Annotated in this window: 17 protein-coding genes; 11 read left to right on the top strand and 6 right to left on the bottom strand. The window is 62.4% G+C overall.

The features are described 5' to 3' along the window. Nucleotides 1-221 precede the first annotated feature (221 nt). The 7 genes from ACIQLI_RS01585 (at nucleotide 222) to ACIQLI_RS01555 (ending at nucleotide 3764) form a co-directional block, all read left to right on the top strand. Nucleotides 222-668, top strand: coding sequence for an Asp23/Gls24 family envelope stress response protein (locus tag ACIQLI_RS01585; RefSeq protein ID WP_354228655.1), 447 nt, complete (start codon nucleotides 222-224; stop codon nucleotides 666-668). Beyond that, complete coding sequence (locus ACIQLI_RS01580) at nucleotides 665-856, top strand: DUF2273 domain-containing protein (protein ID WP_026542624.1); 192 nt, start codon at nucleotides 665-667, stop codon at nucleotides 854-856. Before ACIQLI_RS01585 ends, ACIQLI_RS01580 begins: the two co-directional genes overlap by 4 nt. Beyond that, a complete protein-coding gene (locus ACIQLI_RS01575) occupies nucleotides 853-1233 on the top strand; it encodes a hypothetical protein (RefSeq protein ID WP_089593422.1) in 381 nt (126 codons plus the stop codon). The genes ACIQLI_RS01580 and ACIQLI_RS01575 overlap by 4 nt, the downstream gene beginning before the upstream one ends. Next, on the top strand, nucleotides 1230-1895 hold the full coding sequence (locus tag ACIQLI_RS01570) for a DUF6286 domain-containing protein (protein WP_400384326.1): 666 nt from the start codon (nucleotides 1230-1232) through the stop codon (nucleotides 1893-1895). The genes ACIQLI_RS01575 and ACIQLI_RS01570 overlap by 4 nt, the downstream gene beginning before the upstream one ends. Continuing rightward, nucleotides 1892-2503 carry a hypothetical protein gene (locus tag ACIQLI_RS01565; RefSeq protein WP_400384322.1) on the top strand — a complete coding sequence of 204 codons (612 nt, stop codon included), beginning with the start codon at nucleotides 1892-1894 and terminating at the stop codon, nucleotides 2501-2503. The genes ACIQLI_RS01570 and ACIQLI_RS01565 overlap by 4 nt, the downstream gene beginning before the upstream one ends. A 99-nt stretch (nucleotides 2504-2602) precedes the next feature. Then, nucleotides 2603-2938 carry a hypothetical protein gene (locus ACIQLI_RS01560; protein WP_400384320.1) on the top strand — a complete coding sequence of 112 codons (336 nt, stop codon included), beginning with the start codon at nucleotides 2603-2605 and terminating at the stop codon, nucleotides 2936-2938. A 139-nt stretch (nucleotides 2939-3077) separates the two neighbouring features. Further along, complete coding sequence (locus ACIQLI_RS01555; protein WP_400384317.1) at nucleotides 3078-3764, top strand: DNA alkylation repair protein; 687 nt, start codon at nucleotides 3078-3080, stop codon at nucleotides 3762-3764. Between the two features lie 11 nt (nucleotides 3765-3775). Here the strand turns inward: ACIQLI_RS01555 and ACIQLI_RS01550 are convergent, their stop codons facing one another. Further along, nucleotides 3776-4177 carry a helix-turn-helix transcriptional regulator gene (locus ACIQLI_RS01550; protein WP_026542619.1) on the bottom strand — a complete coding sequence of 134 codons (402 nt, stop codon included), beginning with the start codon at nucleotides 4175-4177 and terminating at the stop codon, nucleotides 3776-3778. Between the two features lie 251 nt (nucleotides 4178-4428). Between ACIQLI_RS01550 and ACIQLI_RS01545 the strand changes: the two genes are divergently transcribed. The 4 genes from ACIQLI_RS01545 to ACIQLI_RS01530 all read left to right on the top strand — a co-directional run bounded on the left by ACIQLI_RS01545 (nucleotide 4429) and on the right by ACIQLI_RS01530 (nucleotide 8965). Further along, nucleotides 4429-5775: an extracellular solute-binding protein gene (locus ACIQLI_RS01545; RefSeq protein WP_354228660.1), complete on the top strand. Its 1347-nt coding sequence runs from the start codon at nucleotides 4429-4431 to the stop codon at nucleotides 5773-5775. A 96-nt stretch (nucleotides 5776-5871) separates the two neighbouring features. Then, on the top strand, nucleotides 5872-6837 hold the full coding sequence (locus ACIQLI_RS01540) for a sugar ABC transporter permease (RefSeq protein WP_354228662.1): 966 nt from the start codon (nucleotides 5872-5874) through the stop codon (nucleotides 6835-6837). After that, the gene (locus ACIQLI_RS01535; protein ID WP_354228663.1) at nucleotides 6834-7796 is read left to right on the top strand and encodes a carbohydrate ABC transporter permease; all 963 of its coding nucleotides are present in this window, start codon (nucleotides 6834-6836) and stop codon (nucleotides 7794-7796) included. Before ACIQLI_RS01540 ends, ACIQLI_RS01535 begins: the two co-directional genes overlap by 4 nt. 113 nt (nucleotides 7797-7909) lie before the next feature. After that, nucleotides 7910-8965 carry a LacI family DNA-binding transcriptional regulator gene (locus ACIQLI_RS01530; RefSeq protein WP_400384313.1) on the top strand — a complete coding sequence of 352 codons (1056 nt, stop codon included), beginning with the start codon at nucleotides 7910-7912 and terminating at the stop codon, nucleotides 8963-8965. A 69-nt stretch (nucleotides 8966-9034) separates the two neighbouring features. Here ACIQLI_RS01530 and ACIQLI_RS01525 read toward each other — a convergent pair whose 3' ends face one another. From ACIQLI_RS01525 to ACIQLI_RS01505, 5 genes are read right to left on the bottom strand one after another with little or no spacing between them, the layout of a single operon-like run. Continuing rightward, complete coding sequence (locus ACIQLI_RS01525) at nucleotides 9035-9979, bottom strand: hypothetical protein (protein WP_354228667.1); 945 nt, start codon at nucleotides 9977-9979, stop codon at nucleotides 9035-9037. A gap of 31 nt (nucleotides 9980-10010) precedes the next feature. Beyond that, nucleotides 10011-10817: an exodeoxyribonuclease III gene (locus tag ACIQLI_RS01520; RefSeq protein ID WP_400384309.1), complete on the bottom strand. Its 807-nt coding sequence runs from the start codon at nucleotides 10815-10817 to the stop codon at nucleotides 10011-10013. 60 nt (nucleotides 10818-10877) lie between these two features. Continuing rightward, on the bottom strand, nucleotides 10878-11444 hold the full coding sequence (locus ACIQLI_RS01515) for an HdeD family acid-resistance protein (RefSeq protein WP_400384306.1): 567 nt from the start codon (nucleotides 11442-11444) through the stop codon (nucleotides 10878-10880). 26 nt (nucleotides 11445-11470) lie between these two features. Next, nucleotides 11471-12097: a response regulator transcription factor gene (locus ACIQLI_RS01510; protein WP_354228670.1), complete on the bottom strand. Its 627-nt coding sequence runs from the start codon at nucleotides 12095-12097 to the stop codon at nucleotides 11471-11473. Beyond that, entirely contained in the window at nucleotides 12094-13287 is a 1194-nt protein-coding gene (locus ACIQLI_RS01505) for a sensor histidine kinase (RefSeq protein ID WP_400384303.1), read from the bottom strand. The genes ACIQLI_RS01510 and ACIQLI_RS01505 overlap by 4 nt, the downstream gene beginning before the upstream one ends. Nucleotides 13288-13334: the final 47 nt, after the last annotated feature.

Below are 13334 nucleotides of genomic sequence, written 5' to 3'. Positions count from 1 at the left end.
ACAAGCTCCCCAGCAGCTGTTTAGTGATGTGTCGGCCAGTCTAGGTGGGCTGCCAAGAGCGTCCCAGCCAAGAATTCTGCTATGTGGATAACCCGCCCGAAGTGGGTGCTGGAGCCGGCATTTAAGCCGGGGTCACATCAAAACAGTTGCCCGAAGAGCAGCTTCTCCCAAAGCGTCGGAGCTAGACGCTAGGGTGGTACTCAAAAGAAGGGGAGTGCTCCATGGAAGACCAGAACGTGCAGCTTGATCCTGTGCCTGGGGGCGAGATCCTGGGGACTGGACGCACAATCATCTCCGAAGCGGCGGTTGCCAAGGTTGCAGGCATTGCTGCCCGCACAGTGCCGGGCGTCTACTCGTTGGGTTCGGGTCCGTCCCGTGCGCTCGGCGCGATTCGCGACGCCGTTGGCAGTTCGGACCACGCAGCGGGCGTCCGCGCGGAAGTCGGCGAGACTCAGGTGGCCGTGGACATCAACCTCGTGGCCCTCTACGGATACCCCCTGCACAACGTCGCCAACCAGGTCCGCAGCGCCGTTTTCCGCGCCGTTGAAGAACTTGTAGGCCTGCAGGTCATTGAGGTCAACATCGAGATCAACGACGTCTACGTGGCTCCGCCGGTCAAACCTGCGGGAAGCAAAGCGGCTGTAGTGGAAAGGGAGGCGCTCCAGTGAGCATGACCGTTGTTGGAATCGCGATCGGTGCCTTTGTGGCGTTCATGTCCTTCTCCTTTGGGCTGTGGGGATTCCTGATCTCCCTTCTCTTCATGGGCATCGGAGCGCTGCTCGGCCGGGCCGCCGACGGAAAGCTGGACCTCCGCAGCGTCCTGGACGCCATTACGGGCCGGCGCTCTTCGTCATGAGCGTGGCTGAGGCTGTGGACTCCACCAGCAGCCTGGCCGGCCACAACCGGATCAGTACCCAGGCTTTGACATCCCTGGCGCGCGCCGCCGCCTCCGAGGCCCTCGGCGTTGAGGCCAACGACATCCGCGCTGATTGGGCGGACGACGACGGCCTGCTGGCTTTGTCGATCGTGGCACCTATCAGCATCCCGGCTTTGACCGAGGTCCTGCGGGACCCGTTGCGCGTCCAAGGCTTCGGCGGCTCCATCTGGGACCGTGCAGTAGCTGCCAAGGCCGCTGTTCTTGAAACGGTCACACGACTCAGCGGATCCCAGTTAAGCAGGGTGGACATCAGGATCAGTGGAGCCCACGTCACGGAGGGTGGCCGCGTTCAGTGACTCAGGACCAGGAAACCCAGAACAGGAACACCCGGGATCAGCAAGCTCAGCTGGAGGGATATGCAGGAGCTGGACCGGTGGCGGGCGAAGACCCCGAAATGAGCCGAATCCTGCGCCGTGAAACCCACTCTTCCCGGGCCGCTGCTGCCGCCATTGCCGCCGTCCTGGTCATTGTTCTCTGCCTCTACGCCCTGCTTGAGGCAGGCGTGCGGGCAGTTGGTCAACCCCCGTGGCTGATCGATCCCACCACTGCGGCCGGGCGCATCATCGCTCTCCCTGAAGGTATTTCCCCACTGTTGCTTGGTGCCAGTGGCGCCGTAGTTGCCATGGTGGGACTGTTCTTCTTCCTGCTCGCAGTGCTGCCCGGCAGGCGGGCCCGGCATCTGCTCAGGGACGCGCGGACCGCCGTCGTGGTTGATGACGAGGTTCTTGCCTCAGCGCTGGCACGTCGTGCACGAACTGCTGCGAACGTTACCCAGGAACAGGTCATGGTGATCGTTTCCCGGCAGCTGGTGGTGGTCAATGTGCGGCCTACATCCGGCAGCAGGGTGAGCGAGGAAATTGTGCTGGCAGCAGTGCAAGCAGAACTTGAGGAGATGTCTCCCGTGCCGATGCCTTCGGTGCGGGTAAACCTGGCGTCGTCGGGGGTGATTGGTGCGTGAACGGAACACCGCGGGCTCTTAATCGTGTGCTGTTATTCATCATCGGGGTGAAACTCCTGGCCGTAGGGGTGCTTCTCCTGCTGCTGGCCACCGTGCCCGCTGTTGCGGCTTGGTGGCATGGCTGGTCCGCCGCTGCCTGGGCAGGGATGGAAAGTGCCTTCCGCCAAACGCGCTTCCCCGGACGTGAGGAAAGCTGGCTGTGGATTGTGGCAGGGGCGGTCCTGGTGGCGATCATCATCGCCATGATCGCCTGGCTGTCGCAGCAAGGTAAGGGCAGGGCCAACCTCCTGATCGCCAGCGATGACGACAGCCACATCAACGGAGAAGTACGGATCGGTGGCGGTGTCGCCGAGCAAGCGCTGAGGGCGGCACTCGCTGGGAGGACCGACCTCGCGGCCGCCTCAGTGGCGACCTACGAGGTACGGGGAAGACCAGGCCTGCGCATCCGGATTCAACCCAGGCAGGGAGTTGCGCCGCACCTGCTGGCTGCCGAAATATCGCAACTGGTTGACGCATTGGACCTGGTTATCGGCCAAAAAACCCCGGTACTGGTACACATGGTTTCCGGTGCCAGGTCCAGGTTTACCAAAGCGGAGCGCGTCCGCTGATATTGCAGAACGCAAGCCCAAGCCCTTAAGTTGACTCCAAGGGGGAAAACCTCCAATGGCACGCTACGTCATATATTCGACCGTAAAGAGGAGAACACCATGAGTGAAGAGACCACGGGAGCCGAAGCGGTGAACGGCGCAGCAGGAAACGCCAAGGACACGGCAGGTGAAGTGCTGGGGAATGCCAAGGAATTCGCGGGTGAAGCTGTAGAGAACGTCAAGGAATTCGCCGGTGATGCAGCTGAAAATGTCAAAGATTTCGCGGGTGACGCCGCTGAAAATGTCAAAGAATTCTTCTCCGGCGATGTAGGAGAAAATGCCAAGGAATTGGCGGGAGACGTCGCGGAGAAATCCAAGGAAATCGCCGGAGACGTAGCCGAAAACGTCAAGGGACTGGGTTCGAAGATTGCCGGTTTGCTGAAGGGCGACAAGTAGCAACTCCACAAAACGGGATGGCAGTTCGCAGCCGCCGCGGAATTCCGCGCGGAAGCGGGCTGCCATCACGCTGTTCGGGGCCAACAGGCGGCCCGAACCTAGTAACCTGAGGTCCATACGCGATGGACAGGAGACCGCAGTGGCTGGAACAACGGTGCTCGACACCACAGTGGCCGGGCTCATGGCCGAGCTGGCGGCGCTGGAAGAACCCCGTGCGCGGGAAATCAACGAAAAACACGGTGACGACCACGGCGTGAACCTCAGCAAGCTGCGCGCTGTCGCTAAGAGACTGAAAACGCAGCAGGAACTATCACGTGAATTGTGGACCACGGGTGACACCGCGGCCAGGCTGTTGTCCCTGCTGATCTGCCGGCCCAAGGCCTTTGAGCGGGACGAATTGGACAGCATGCTCCGGGAAGCGCGGACCCCCAAGGTGCAGGACTGGCTGGTGAACTACGTTGTCAAAAAGAGTCCGCACTCCGAAGGGCTGCGGGTGGCCTGGTTCGCCGACGCCGATCCTGTTGTGGCCAGCGCCGGGTGGGCTCTGACGTCGGAACGCGTGGTCAAGAAGCCGGACGGACTGGACATTGTGGTCCTGCTGGACATTATCGAGGCCACCATGAAGGACTCGCCGGACCGTCTCCAGTGGGCCATGAACCAATGCCTTGCCATGATCGGGATTGAATTTCCGGAACACCGGGCCAGGGCCCTGGACATTGGTGAGCGTTTGGAGGTCCTGAAGGACTACCCCACCCCGCCCAACTGCACCTCACCGTTTGCGCCCAGCTGGATCAACGAGATGGTCCGGCGCCAAGCGGGTAGTTGAGGCGACGATACTCAGCCTCTGTTGCGGTGCATCATCCGGTAGGTGAGCTCAGCGAGGAGTTCTTCGTCGGAAAGGTGCGACGCCCGGGCGATGGGAGCAGCGGGGACAGCGATGCGGGGAGGCCCCTGCCGTGGTTCGTCTCCCGAGCGCATGTCGTCCGGAGTGATCATTTCCGGAGCAAACGTCGATTTTCCCTTGAGGACCTCTGATACGGACCCCGCACGCCATCCCAGCGCATGCTCAAGCTTGCGCTGGTTGATTTCCTGGGTGCGCCGCGTTCCTGATTCCAAGGTTCGGACGGTCTTGATGGCGGTACCTGCCTGCTTGGCCAACTGCACCTGGCTCAATCCTTGGGCCAGGCGTTCTTCCTTGATCAATCGGCCGATGGTCTGCAGTGCTTCAAGTTCATCCACACTTCCTATTTTTCCATAGGCAACATTGGGTAACCAAATCGAATCCGGTTCCAGCCGGCAGGGGAGATGATTCATCTGCCCTGCCACAACGGGCCACGGCAGCCTTCCGGTCGATATCGGCAGGTTACTTGGTATCGATGCGGTTACGTTCGGTGTAAGCGCTTGCATTTTGACGCATATCCTAGCTAGTGTGAGCGTCACCACATCAATTGCGCCGCCGAATCACTTGTACTCAGCGAGGAGTCTTTAGCATGAAGAAAACCAAGTACCTGCTACCGGTCGCAGCCGCCGGTGTTCTGGCACTTACCCTTTCCGCCTGTAGCGGAGATGGAGGCGGCGGGGGATCGACCGCAGGCTCGGATGATTGCTCCGCTTACGAAAGCTACGGAAAACACGATGGCAAGACGGTCTCCGTCTATTCGACGATCGTGGACATTGAAGCAACCAACCTCGAGGAATCCTGGAAGCAGTTCGAAGACTGCACCGGCATCACCATTAAGTACGAGGGCAGCAAGGAATTCGAGACGCAGATCGGTGTTCGTGCCCAGTCCGGTACCGCCCCCGATGTCGGGATCTTCCCGCAGCCCGGCCTCCTTGCCACCCAGGCCCGGGCCGGTTACCTGAAGCCCGCTCCGCAGACCGTTTCGGACCTCGTGGACAAGAACTGGTCCGCGGACTGGAAGAAGTACGGCACGGTTGACGGCAAGTTCTACGCCGCTCCGATGCTCGCCAACGTCAAGGGTTTTGTTTGGTACGCGCCCAAGACCTTCAAGGACAAGGGCTGGGAAGTCCCCAAGACCTGGGACGAAATGATCGAGCTGTCCAAGAAGATCGCCGCGGATGACAAGAACATGAAGCCGTGGTGCGCCGGATTCGAATCCGGTGAGGCGACGGGCTGGCCCGGCACGGACTGGATCGAGGACGTGGTTCTGCGCGAACATGGCCCCGAGGTCTACGACCAGTGGATCACCCATCAGATTCCTTTCAACGACCCCAAGATCGTTGATTCCTTCGACAAGGCCGGCGACATCCTGCTGAACCAGGACATGGTTAACGGCGGCTTCGGTGACGTCCGCTCGATCCTGAGCACCGGTTTCGCCCAGGCCGGCCAGCCGGTCCTTGACGGCACCTGCGCCATGCACCACCAGGCCAACTTCCAGGCCGCCAACTGGCCTGCAGGAACCAACGTTGCTGAAGATGGCGATGTCTGGGCCTTCATCACCCCGCCGATCGACGAGAGCAAGGGCAAAGCAGTCACCGGTGGCGGCGAAATGGTAGGCGCCTACAAGGACACCCCTGAGGTTCAGTCCTTCCTGGCATACCTGGCCAGTGCCGACTTCGCGAACAACCGCGTGAAGCTGGGCGGTGTGGTCAGTGCCAACAAGGGCCTGGATCCCGCCAACGCCCAGTCCGACCTCGACAAGCTGACTGTCCAGATCCTCCAGGACCCGGACACCGTCTTCCGGTTCGACGGCTCGGACCTGATGCCGAGTGCCGTAGGTTCCAACTCCTTCTGGAAGGGCATCGTGCAGTGGATCAACGGCACGTCCTCCCAAGAGGTTGCCAACAGCATCGAATCCAGCTGGCCTAAGAGCTAACTCCCAAAGTGCTGCCTCCCCTGGCTGGGTTACCCAGCCGGGGAGGCAGTGCTTTTCCCGGAACTTAGTGATTCACTCACGCCCCGGAGGTTGGGTATGGAATTTATTGGAGAAAAACTCCTACAAGTAGTGATAGCCCTGGCGATATTCGCCGCGGTCATCGGCCTCATCATGTTGCTGGTGGACAGGGCTCCTAAATCAGTCAAAGACAAGGTCACGGTGGCAGGCTTCCTTGCTCCTGCCGCGATCCTGATGGTCGTGGGCCTGGTCTATCCGGCAATCCGCACGTCAATGCTCGCTTTCACGGATGCCGGTGGAAATGCCAACGGATTCGATAACTTCGTCTGGATGTTCACGCAGCCCGAGGCCTTGACCACACTGCGGAACACCGTCATCTGGACAGTCCTGGTGCCGTTGCTGTCTACCAGTTTTGGCCTTGCCTACGCGGTGTTCATCGACAAGGCCCGGGGCGAAAAGGTTCTGAAGTCGTTGGTCTTCATGCCTATGGCCATCTCCTTTGTGGGTGCCGGCATTATTTGGAAGCTCGTATACGACTACCGCGGACCCAACATCGAGCAGACCGGTGTCATCAACTTCTTCAGGGATGCCTTGGGCATGGACCCCAAGCAGTTCCTGCTGGATGCCCCGGAGAACACGATCTTCCTGATCATCGTGATGGTCTGGATCCAGACCGGCTTCGCCATGGTGATCCTGTCGGCAGCAATCAAGGGTGTCCCGGTGGAACTCATCGAGGCAGCCCGACTGGATGGTGCCAACGCGTGGCAGCAGTTCCGCAACGTCACAGTCCCCGGTATCCGTGGGGCCCTGGTAGTGGTGTTGACCACCATTACCATCGCCACACTGAAGGTCTTCGACATTGTCCGGACCATGACCGCCGGCAACTACGACACGTCCGTGGTCGCCAACGAAATGTACACGCAGGCTTTCCGCGCCGGTGAGCCGGGACGTGGTGCCGCTTTGGCCCTGATCCTGTTCCTGATGGTGCTGCCCATCGTTGTGTACAACGCTCGAGTCCTTCGCAAGCAAAGGGAGATCCATTGACAGCCACGCCAGCCCCGAAAGAGGCCTCGAAGGCCACCCGGCAGCGTCCTGGATCCGACCCCACGGAGGACGCCCAGCCGATCATGCGCCGCGTCAAGACCAAGCTCACCTCCAAGTGGGCCACAGCGGCAGCGATCATCATCGCCGTCGTATGGTCTGTGCCGACGTTCGGCCTCTTTGTCACCTCGTTCCGTCCTGCCGCCAAGCAGGTGGGTCCCCGGTCCGACGGCTGGTGGAATGCCTTCGTCGACTGGCAGTTCACGTTCAAGAACTATGCGGACGTCCTGACCCCGGCGGGGTCACAGTCCGCCAACCTCTCGCAGTACTTCGTCAACTCCATAGCGATCGTCATCCCGGTCACCATCTTTGTGCTGGTGCTGGCATCCATGGCCGCATACGTGTTTGCGTGGGGAAAGTTCAAGGGTCGGGACGCACTCTTCATCTTCGTCTTTGCCCTGCAGATCATCCCGCTGCAAATGGCGCTCATTCCGCTCTTGCAGTTCTTCACGCAGACCCTGCAGTTGCCGGCAGGATCATACGCGCAACTGTGGATCGCCCACACCATGTTCGGCCTTCCGCTGGGCATCTTCCTGCTTCACAACTTCATCTCCGAAATTCCCGGTGAAGTCATCGAGGCAGCAAGGGTGGACGGTGCCGGACACAGCACCATCTTCTGGCGGATTATCCTGCCGCTCTCCGTTCCGGCGCTTGCCTCGCTGGCCATCTTCCAGTTCCTGTGGGTCTGGAACGACCTGTTGGTGGCGTTGGTGTTCTCCGGTGGCACGGCGGACGTTGCTCCGATTACGCAGCGTTTGGCGGAGCTCTCCGGTACCCGCGGCGCCAGGGACTACCTGAACCCGGCGGCAGCATTTGTCTCCATCATTGTTCCGCTCCTGGTCTTCTTCGGCTTGCAGCGCTACTTTGTGCGCGGCCTGCTGTCCGGCGGCCTCAAGGGCTAAGAACCGCATCCTCGGTTACGCAGCGCATGACGCCGCTGCGTAACCGAGGGATGCAAAGCACAAGTCCACCTTTAAGGTGAAGGCGGAGCAACGGCGGCCGGAGAGGGGAGCCTGTGTCACGAACAACGGGTAGGTCCCAACGCGGTGGTCATACCGGCGTCAGTATTGAAGACGTCGCCGCAGCCGCTGGAGTTTCGACGGCGACCGTCTCACGAGCCGTGCGGGGTTTACCGCGGGTGTCTCCGGCCACCCGCGAGAAGATCCTCGAAGTAGCCAGTTCCCTGGGCTATGTGGCGTCGTCGTCGGCGTCTGGCCTTGCGACCGGCCGAACGCGCACCATCGGCGTCCTGGCCCCCTTCGTCAGCCGGTGGTTCTTCTCCAAAGCGATCGAAGGCGCGGACCGGGAACTGCATTCGCGCAAGTACAACCTTTCCCTGTTCAACCTGGGCGGCCACGGCAGCAACCGCGAGCGGCTCTTCAGTTCCACCATGGTCTACAAACAGATCGACGCCCTGCTGGTGCTGTGCATGTCCTTGACCGAGGAAGAGTTGGAACACCTCCACAAGATCGACATCCCGCTGGTGGTGGTGGGCGGCCACGTGGAGGATTGCGCGTACATCGGCATCAACGATTACGACGCCGCGTCCACCGCCGTGCGGCACCTCCTGGACCTGGGCCATAAGGACATCGCCCTGCTCCACGGGGACGACGAAACGGACCTGAACTTCGACGTACCGCGCGTGCGTATCCGCGCCTTCCAGGAAGTCATGACCGACGCCGGACTGGAAGTCCGCCCGGAATGGGACCAGTGGGGCGATTTCACCGTTGCCAGCGGCCAACAGGCCTTCAACCGGCTGTGGAGCCAGCCTGGACGCAAACCGACGGCCATTTTCTGTTCGTCGGATGAGATGGCGATGGGCGTCATTTTCGAGGCCGGCCGCCATGGCGTCAGGGTGCCCCAGGACCTCTCCGTCATCGGCATTGACGACCACGATTTCTCGGCCTCCATTGGCCTGACCACCGTGGGCCAGCGCCCGGACAACCAGGCCGAACTTGCCACGAAAATGCTGCTTGACGAGCTGGACGGCAACCCGGAAGCCGTCCATTCTGAAGTGGCTCCCCATGAGCTGATCGTGCGCGAGACAACAGCCCCGCCAGCAGCAAGCTAGGAAGACCCGGGCCTTCCCGTAGGCCTACCGAGGATGTGGTCCTCGAACGCTAGAGAAGCAAGGCCAACGTCAGGAAGCGCGTGCCAGCTGCCGGATGGGGATCCACCGCGAGGCGAGCCTGCGGTAGGCAGCGGCCGCGCCGGTCATGTCACCCTCGGCCAGGCACTCGATGCCCAAGCGCACATCCATGGGGGACTCGTCCGGGTACACCTTGTCTGCCACTGCGCCGTAGTCCAGCTCCACCATGGACTGGATATGAAAGAGTTCCAGCCATTCGGTGAGCTGAGTCAGGTCATCCAGCATGTCCAGGTCCGGTGCAGCCAAAGCCAAGTGCGCCACAGCGAAGCGTGCACGGTCCAGGGCCTCCGTCAGGGGAGTCCACACCCGGACGGTGAGAATGCGCCCCTCAGACTCCACCACGTCCTTGCGGTCCGACTCGGCGAAGAGCGAGAACCAACTGAACGGGATACCCCACGTTGAGGCCCGGGTATGGACGCGCTTGGCATCTTCCCCGGCATTGATCCGATCGATCCTGGCCTGGTGCTTGTCCCGTTGCGAGACGGGAATGAGGAGATCGGCCAGGGGACTGTGCACGCCGTCCATGAGCGCGTTGGCCGCCAACCCGGCCCGAATCACCAGTTGGCTGGGGCAGTAAAGCAGCCGTCCGGCGTCGTGCCCTTCCGGGGCCGATGCGGCACTGTGGTGGGACGCGGCAGCGGCTGCTTGGCCCGCTCCAGCTTGTTCCGGCGTCGCCGCGTGCCGTCCGGTGGGAACGCGTGTCATGCGTACAAGGTCGGTGCTGCCGGTGGGGAACGGGTCACCGCCGGACCGCGTGATGCGGCCCAGCGAGGCCTGCAGCTCCGCATTTTCGACGGCGGCCCGGGAACCGCTCTTGCTGCCCTTCGCCACGAGCTGGCCCTGCTGTTCGGGCGGGAACGCTTCGAGGGGCTCGTAAATGCGCAGCGAGGAAGAGAAGGGCAGCCCTGCCTGGCCCCGATACAGGTTTCCAGTCATATCAGCCGCCCCTTTCGTCAGTGATGTGTACTCAGTTGGCGAGCTCCACGATCACGGGAGCATGGTCCGAGGCGCCCTTGCCCTTGCGTTCCTCGCGGTCAATGGAGGCGCCGGTGACCCGCGAAGCCAGCGCCGGGGATGCGAGGCAGAAGTCGATCCGCATGCCTTCCTTCTTGGGGAAGCGCAGCTGTGTGTAGTCCCAGTACGTGTAGACGCCGGGGCCCGGAGTGTAAGGGCGGACGACGTCGGTGAATCCGGCGGCTTCGAAAGCGTGGAAGGCGGCGCGTTCGGGTTCGGAGACGTGGGTGTAATTGTTGGTGCGGAACAGTTCGATGTCCCACACGTCGTCGTCGAACGGCGCGATGTTCCAGTCACCCATGAGGGCGATCTGCGCAGTGGGATCGGACTTGACCCATTCGGCGGCGTGGCCCTGCAGGACGTCCAGCCATTTGATCTTGTACGGCATGTGTTCATCGTCCAGGGAACGACCGTTGGGAACGTAGAGGCTCCAGATGCGGATGCCGCCGCAGGTAGCGGCGATGGCGCGGGCCTCCTGGGCGGGATCCTTGCCGGCCTTGCCGAACGCGGGCTGGTCCAGGAACGTTCGTTGAACGTCTTCCAGTCCCACACGGGAGGCGATGGCAACGCCGTTCCACTGGTTCACGCCGAAGTGGGCAACCTCGTAGCCCATGCGCTCAAAGAGCTCCCAGGGGAAGTTTTCGTCCTTGCACTTGGTCTCCTGGATGGCCAGGACATCGCAGTCGCTGCGCTCGAGCCAGGCTTCAACGCGGTCTGCACGGGCGCGGAGGGAGTTCACATTCCAGGTAGCTATCTTCACAGCCACTAACTTACCGAACTTGGCGCTGAGCGCATCCCCTGACGGGTTTTTACCCCGACCTTAGTGGCCATACAACGGCTCCGTGTGGGACAGTTTGCGCAGCCCCATGCCGGAGGCGATGAGCAGCAATCCCATCACAATCGCGAAACCTGCCAACATCCACACCAGGCTCAGGAAGCCCAGGCCCGGATTCACCAGCACAAAGATGCCGAAAACGGTGGTGATGAGGCCGGTCAGGAACCAGATTCCCCAGTTGCTGACGAAATTCCTGGCGGCCAGGGACAGCACAATTTGTGAAAGGCCCAGCACCAGAGCCCACAGGCCGATGAGGACGCCCACTGCCGCGGCCGTAATTCCCGGCAAGGCTATGGCCAGGATGCCGGCAGCGATGGAGATCAGGCCGCCCACTATGCTCCAGCGGGAACGGCCTGCGGGGTCGTAGAAGTAATGCGCCACGCTGGTGATGCCGTCAATGATGGCGAAGACCCCGAACATGACGATCACTACGAACGCCGTGGCGCTGGGCAAGGCAATAATCAACAGGCCAAAAACAATGGCGAGGACTCCCCGGACGATCAAAGCCGTTCCCGGGGTTTTGAACATTTTGCGATCCGCTGCGTCCGACATAGGGCCAGAGTAGCCAACCGCGTCTCCTACCGCATCCCCTCGCGCCGGATAGCTGTGGCGATGGCCGCTGCCCGTGTCTCGACGCCCAGTTTGGCGTAGATGTGGGCGAGGTGGGTCTTGACGGTTGCCTCCGAGATGAAGAGGCGTTTTCCAAGGTCACGGTTGCTGAGGCCTTCGGTCAGCAGGCTCAGCAGTTCAGCCTCGCGCGGGGTGAGGATTTCGTCCGGGTTCCGCAGTTGCTGGAACAGGCGCGAGGCCACTGGTGCGCTCATCACGCTCTTCCCCTGCACAGCCCCGCGAACCGCAGCGAAGATCTCCTCCGGAGCCGCGTCCTTGAGCAGATAGCCCATGGCGCCGGCGTCCACGGCCCGGACGATGTCTGCGTCCGAGTCATAGGTAGTGAACACAATGACCGCCTGTTTGGGGGTTCGCTGGCGGAGCTGTTTGATGGCTTCGATACCGTCCATCCCGGTGCCCATGGCCAGGTCCATGAGGACGACGTCCGGGGCATGCTGCTGCGCCGCTTCCAGCGCTTCCTCACCGGAGGCGGCTTCCCCGACGACGGCGATATCGGCTTGGGTGCCCAACAACGCCTTGAGTCCGCTCCGGACTACTGTGTGGTCGTCCACGAGCACCACGGAAATGCTGGTCACAGGGCCACCTCTTTTGTGCCGTTGGCTGGTTGTGCGGGCGGACCGACCGGCAGTTGCGCCGCGATGATGGTGCCCTCGCCCGGCGTGCTCTCCACAGACAATTCTCCGCCCAACTGTTCCACGCGTTGCCGCATGGCCCGCAGCCCGTATCCTCCGGTTTCCGACGGCGGAGGTACCGTTCCGGGATCAAAGCCGCGGCCGTCGTCGTACACGTCCAAGGTGACCGCATCCGGAAGGTATCCAAGGGTCACGCTGGCGTTGTTCGCGCGGGCATGGAGTTTGATGTTGGCTACGGCGCTCTGGGTGACGCGCAGCAGGGCGTGCCGCACCTCGGAAGGGACGGTGCGCGGATCTCCGGTGACCTGGACACGGATGGTCTCCACGTACTGCCGGGCTGCGTGTTCCAAGGCCTCGGGGAGGGGCCCGGTTTCCAGGCCGGGCGCGGAGAGTTCGTGCACCAGGCTGCGGGTGTCTGCGAGGTTGCGTCGCAGGAGGTCAGTTGCCTTGCGGACGTCCTGGTCCGACGCAGGAGCCGGCCAGGAACGCTGGGCAGCTTCGAGGAGGAGCAGACTGCTGGCCAGGCCTTGGGTGACGGTGTCGTGGATTTCCCGTGAAACGCGCTCGCGCTCGGCGGCGACTCCGGCCTCCCGCTCGCCGGCGGCAAGCCGTTCCTGGTCGCGCTCAATCTTGTCGTAGATCAACGTGAGCAGGGCGCCCGCGGCGAGCGGGCCCAGCAACATCGCGATGTCTGTCCAGTCGCTCATCCTGAAGAGCCCGACGGCGGTGGCGGCCGCCGTCGCGCCTCCCGCCACATAGGCGGCCCACCCGCGGAATGCGGTTCGGGTGAGGAAGAAGATGGCGAAGGAACACCAGGCGAAGCTGGGGGCAGCAACCACGAGCGCCGCCCACGCTCCCACCAACACGATCATCCACGGAATCCATAGGCGGCGCGGCTGGCCGGGCTGCCGCCGGCCACGTTCCCGCCGCCGGGCCAGCACTGCCGTGACCGCGTACAGGACACAGACGGTTCCAGCCAACGCTACTGTCCAGAGGTTGTCGGCGGGGGAGTGCCGCATGACGTAGCGGACCGCCGACGCGACCATCAGGACGGCGAAGCCCAGATGCACCACAGCATCGATGCGGCCATCGAGCCGAATGCTCGGCGCCGGCTGTGGAGGGGCAGTGGGCATCTTCCCATGCTAGGTCCCATGCGGGCATTGGTCTCTCCACCTTTTGG

Origin of the sequence: Paenarthrobacter sp. NPDC091669 (assembly GCF_044756725.1) — a bacterium.
Classification (GTDB): Bacteria; Actinomycetota; Actinomycetes; order Actinomycetales; family Micrococcaceae; genus Arthrobacter; species Arthrobacter bambusae_C.
Note: the sequence above shows the minus strand (reverse complement) of the source record. Positions and strands in the feature narration are given on the sequence as shown.